The following is a 5,346-nucleotide window of genomic DNA, read 5'->3' as shown; positions in this document are numbered from 1 at the left end:
AATCTTAATCTCACCAAAACCCTGTGTCTGTTTGGTTAAATTAATTCGACTGTTGCCTTTGTCCAGCGTAATTTTACTGAGGTTTATTTTAGACTGAGGCGGTGTAGCAACAGGTGCTGGCGGCGGCGTGTTGGGTTGATCGTTGATTTCAACACCAAAATATTCGGCAAGGGGTTTTAATCCACCATTAAAGCCCTGATTGACAAAGCGGAATTTCCATTGATCCTTATAACGATATACTTCTGCCAAAATGAGGGCCTTTTCAGTCTTTTCAGCACTATTGACAATCGCTGTGGCGCTTAACTGTCCATTTTGCCATAACTCAACCTCAATATTCTGAAGCGCATTGATTGCACTCTGTCCATCAATGGTGGCACACAAAGCGATCTTATTCAGTTCCAGATCCAGCAATTGGGTATTTAAATTAAATTGCGCCAAATAAGGTGTTTTACCATTTGCCTCAATTAACTCAACACTACGGTTTAGAGTGTGTTTCTGCCCATAAAAAATCATGTCCGCATCACCACGAACCTTGTTTTGGGCATTGAGTAAATATGCACTTACATCTAAATCAATATGTGCAGGTAATGCAGTTTTGATTTTAATCTGACACTGAGGTTGTGCCAGTACCAGATTTGCACCCGCAGTCAATTGTTGCATTATTCATTATCCTCTTTTTTTAGTGTTATTGCTTCATGCCAAATATTTGTGATCGCTCTAATATACGTTCTGCCCAGCGGCGATGTGTGGCAGGCTCCAACATACTTCCATGACAGGCGAATACAGCCTGACCAGAATCTCTTAAAATATCCTGAGCTTGTTTCAATTCAATATCATTGACTTGATAGGCCTGATGCACAATCGCAATCTGTGCAGGGTGAATAATGGTTTTTCCAGATAAACCATGTTGTAAATCCAGATATAACTCGTCCTGCAATAACTTCACCTGAGTAAAATGCTCACAGACAGGCGCACTCAGTGCAAAGCCATAAGGTAAAAACTGCCCCGCCAGATTTGCAATTAATGCCCCAATAGGCGTTTGATACAGGGTTAAGTCACTCGGACGGCGCACAGCCAGACAGTTGAGTAAATCATTGCCGCCTATTCGCAGCACCAGAACCTGACGAAAGTCCTGTTGCAATGCCTGACGTAACTCACGCATAGCGCCCATATCAAAGGTTTCTGCATCTTCAAGTGTTGGCATCACCTGAATAAAGTCAGGCAATATCTGCTGCCATTGTCGTAATTGATTTAAGCAGAATTTAGGCAATACCATGCCATCCGCCATGATCAGTTCTGGCCACTGTGCCAATTCTTCCGCCATTGCAATATGGCGAGGGCGTATGAAGATTTTAGGATGTTGTGCTTGACGTGGTTGATCCTGAACCTGTTGCAACAAATGCTTTAAATTGACTTTTGCAGCTTCCACCTCATGCTCGGAAACTGCATCTTCCAGACAGATGACCTGAGAACGTAACTCAGGGTACTTTTCCCCATTCACCACTTGCCATAAATCGGGTCTGGTCGCAGGCATATAAAGTGTTGCACCTAAAGATAATGCCGATAACATCAACCTGCTCCCAGTTTCTGAATAAGGGTAATTGCCCGATAAGGTGCGATTTGATCACCGACCACCTTGACTGGTGTCTGTGTCACTTCGGTTAAATGACGTAATAATGCCGTGTCAGCGTCATTCGCATCCCTTAACAGAACCAGATCAGGTACACGCCTTAAAATCGCCCGTGTTGCTTCAGCAATGCTTGGCTTAATCCGATTGATATTGGTAATTTGATAATGTTCTGCCAATTGTTTAACCACAGCCTGACTACGCTGTCTTTGTAATTGCTGTTGAGCGCTTGTCCAAACGGCATTTTTTTCTGATTGAAGTTCTCGGCGTATCTGATTGATTTGTTCAATAAATGACTGTGACATGTCAAATGTGCTTAGATGCTTATATTCAATACAGCCATGCCACTGACCAAGATTACTTTCCTCAATCTCGTTGAATTGCAAAGCCTCATTTTCGCAAATACTACGGGAAATTAATCCTGAAATGGTTGAGCCTAAAACACCTGATGGAATCAACCAATCCTCACCACTGGCTGCCAACCAAGCACATCCACCAATATCTGACAACACCACCAAGGGCAAAGGTCGATCAATGAAACGAGGGTCATCTGCGAGACTTCGTTGCAGTTCCTTCTGAATGGCGCCCTTTCCAGTCCAGCCATCCACAAAAACCAAAGATTGATGACCATGCTTGGCAATAATCGTTTCAAGTGCGGCAAAATCTATACCACGATCCCTGATAATGCTGATGCCATAGTGCACACAGTCACGTCCCATATCCTGCAATGCATGATAAAGTAGTACACCTAATGGCACACCAGCGCGTACAAAGCTGACCAGAATAATAGGTTCAGCCAATTCCGCCGACAGTGTTTGTGCCAATTGCTGCACTTCTTTTGCCAAACGTTGCTGCCCATACTGCATTGCCTGTTCAAATAACTGTAAATGACGTTCAGTAGGTGGATTCTCCTGACCAATCATCTGTGAATAATGTTTTTCACCTGATTGAATCAGGCGTTCCTTTTCCAATGTGTCTGTTGGTCGAATTTGGGTACGTTTTAATAAAAATGTGACTTGCTCAGGCTGATAACTTCCACTAAACCCTTGTGTTAAAATGAGTTCTGATGCTTTTTCCCTACTAATTTTTGGTTTACTGGTAATCGCCATAATACCCTTCTTGTTTATATTGCTGCGTTAGATTGTGTTTTACCCAACGATTCAACTGGCTATGGTTTGGCATTCCCCACCAGTGACATAAATTCAAAAACTCAACATCCGATAAACTGTCGCCATAGCCTAAAATTGGGCGTTGTTGTATGGTGAGTTGCTGCAAAAGGAACCTCGCTGCATTTGCTTTGCTCACAGGCTGCGGAATCAGTGCCAGATTATTACCATTTAAATGGAAGTAAAAACCTGACAACAAATTCGCATCAAGCTCATTCAGTAATTGAGGCAAAAAATTCGGTGCATAAGGATTGTCATTTTCTGTATTTTGCTTTGCCACAACATACAACCCCAATCCCTGATCCTCAACCACCCATGTCCGAATTGAACCAAAATGTCTGGAATGCTGCTGCACAGCTTCAATCAGGGCTTCCTGACGTGTCTGATAGGGTTGTAAAGCCTGTTGCATCTGTCCATGCCATTCAGCATTGACACTAAGGTCCGCATTCAGCACTGTTCCACCATGAGAACAGACCGCCCCATACTGAAAGGGTAAATGAACTCGGGATAAAGCCTCGGCACAGCGTGCAGTCACTGGAATCACATGGGTACTATGAAATAGCCACTGTACAAAATGCTGTTGTATCGGGTTCATATAGGCCAGAGCTTGTCCCTGTTTATCTGTGGTGACCATTTTAAAGTCAGCTTCAGGTGTAATGCGGCGATGGGTCTGGAACAACGTGTCATCCAGATCCACCAGCATTAAGGGTGTACGAATTTCACTGGAGTCAAATAAAAAATCAGTCATTTACAACACACAAGTTAAATTTTTGATGAGGATAGTCCACAGCACTGATCACTTCGGCATTTGGCAACGCTTCAAGCAGGCTTTTCGCGACTGAATGTGTTGCGGTTTCGACAGTAATCAACACTCGGTCATAATCCTGTGGATTGATGTTGTAGACAAAATTCTGAATACCTAAACCATAGTTATCCGAAAATGCCAGAGCAGACTGAATGGCATGTCCCACAGCAATCGGTGAACGGGTAATTGCACTAAATTTCACATCTGCGCCTTGCTGCTGCAAATACTCCGCCAACAGGAAAGAAGACCAGACATACTCGCCACTGCCCAGCACCAAAATACGTTCATCAGGTTGTACCGCCAACCGAATATGCGCGCCACTGTCCTGAATGGGTAAACGTCCCCAAGTCGGTTCTGCTAAAGTAGCAAATGCGCCAAAAGCAACTGTATCGACCTTTGGCATATTGATCTGGATTGGATGCTCAGCATCACGCCATTGCCATTTGCCTGTCATTAATGCCACAGACTGACAGTTTAGATCGGCAATATGAATGCCTGATGACCAATCTGCCAGCGTGGCAGTCACCACATGAGAAATTTGATTCAGCCCTGCCTGTTGTAAAGCATGGATTAAATTGACAAAGGTCTTGCCAGTTGATGCTTCATCGTCTACCAGTACAATGCTTTTGCTGTTTAGAATCTGTTGTTGAAGCTCTGCATCAGGTGAACCATATAACAATTGATCCTGTGCATGGCTATGTTCTTCTAAAAAACGTGCCAGTAATGGCGCACCATGTACTGGATGGCGTGTTGTTGTCACATAAATCGCTTCAGGATAACGTTGCTGCAACACCTGATGAACGCCTGCGCCCAGCCCAACCGCCGTTTCCGCCATGCCAATAACCAACACGGGTTCAGGTAAATCACCAGGAACCAGCTTAGCCAAATCAGTAAAGGCATGGCGCATAATGTGGGGACTGACGGGAATATGCCGCCCTAATACTTTTGATACAAATAAGAATGCACGCTTTGGATTAATGCGCTCGGCAAAACCCAATAAATCCTGCCATTTCCAGTGGCTATTGTCATTGGGTTGTAAGCTTAATACTCCCCTCTGTAATTCAATCTCAACCATATATATCTTAAATCTAGCTTAAAAATTATATTTATATCGTTCTTTATACCACACAAACACTTTGGCTAATATGTCGAACCATGACAGTATTTTCAATTTTTTCAGGCTGATAATCCAATCCGAATGTTTCTGCAATAGCAGCGTGTACCAGATTGACACCACTATAGAATGTGTGGCCTATTCCACCCGAAGGGCGAGGATTAACTTCCAAAATAAATAATTGCCCACGATCATTATAACGGGCCTGCATATTCACCAAACCATCACAGCCAAACAATTCAGCAACCTGTCTGGCCAGTTCAATGGCCTCATCTTCGAGTTTCAGTTGCTGATAGCCACCGCGCTGTTTACAACGGACAACCGCACATCGGACTTGCCCATGCACACAAAACATATCCACTGAACATTCCTGACCCGATAAAAATGGCATCACCAAATAGGCAGGCGGATTGGGTGATTGTCGATAACTTTCAATAAATGTTTGTGGATGCGCCCTAAAATTCTGACTATTGGCAAACATATCAAATGATGTCGCCTTTGTATCCAGATGCCAAAAACCTGATGCAAATACACCTGTCACAGGCTTTACACAGACTTCACCTTTCTTCGACCAGCTTTCATAGGCGGCTTGCAACTCTTCAGCATGATATACAGTGGTGTCAGGGACAACCGC

General features: G+C 43.8%; 6 protein-coding genes. All 6 read right to left on the bottom strand.

Annotated elements, in window-relative coordinates:
* On the bottom strand, window positions 1-660 hold a 660-nt coding region (locus B4H32_RS02600; RefSeq protein ID WP_286799688.1), incomplete at its 3' end, for a TerD family protein.
* Window positions 661-685: 25 nt separating this feature from the next.
* The gene (locus B4H32_RS02595; RefSeq protein WP_286799687.1) at window positions 686-1,570 is read right to left on the bottom strand and encodes an HpcH/HpaI aldolase/citrate lyase family protein; all 885 of its coding nucleotides are present in this window, start codon (window positions 1,568-1,570) and stop codon (window positions 686-688) included.
* Window positions 1,570-2,736 carry a cysteine protease StiP gene (gene stiP / locus B4H32_RS02590; RefSeq protein WP_004757805.1) on the bottom strand — a complete coding sequence of 389 codons (1,167 nt, stop codon included), beginning with the start codon at window positions 2,734-2,736 and terminating at the stop codon, window positions 1,570-1,572. The genes B4H32_RS02595 and stiP overlap by 1 nt, the downstream gene beginning before the upstream one ends.
* Window positions 2,720-3,541 (bottom strand): HAD hydrolase family protein, encoded by an 822-nt coding sequence (locus B4H32_RS02585; RefSeq protein ID WP_004757804.1) that lies wholly within the window; start codon window positions 3,539-3,541, stop codon window positions 2,720-2,722. The genes stiP and B4H32_RS02585 overlap by 17 nt, the downstream gene beginning before the upstream one ends.
* Window positions 3,534-4,673: a phosphoribosyltransferase domain-containing protein gene (locus B4H32_RS02580; protein WP_004757802.1), complete on the bottom strand. Its 1,140-nt coding sequence runs from the start codon at window positions 4,671-4,673 to the stop codon at window positions 3,534-3,536. Before B4H32_RS02580 ends, B4H32_RS02585 begins: the two co-directional genes overlap by 8 nt.
* A gap of 43 nt (window positions 4,674-4,716) precedes the next feature.
* Window positions 4,717-5,346: ATP-grasp domain-containing protein (locus tag B4H32_RS02575; protein WP_286799686.1), on the bottom strand; the 630-nt coding region annotated here is incomplete at its 5' end.

It is taken from the genome of Acinetobacter sp. UBA2063 (genome assembly GCF_002333245.1).
GTDB classification, from domain to species: Bacteria; Pseudomonadota; Gammaproteobacteria; order Pseudomonadales; family Moraxellaceae; genus Acinetobacter; species Acinetobacter parvus.
Note: the sequence above shows the minus strand (reverse complement) of the source record. Positions and strands in the feature narration are given on the sequence as shown.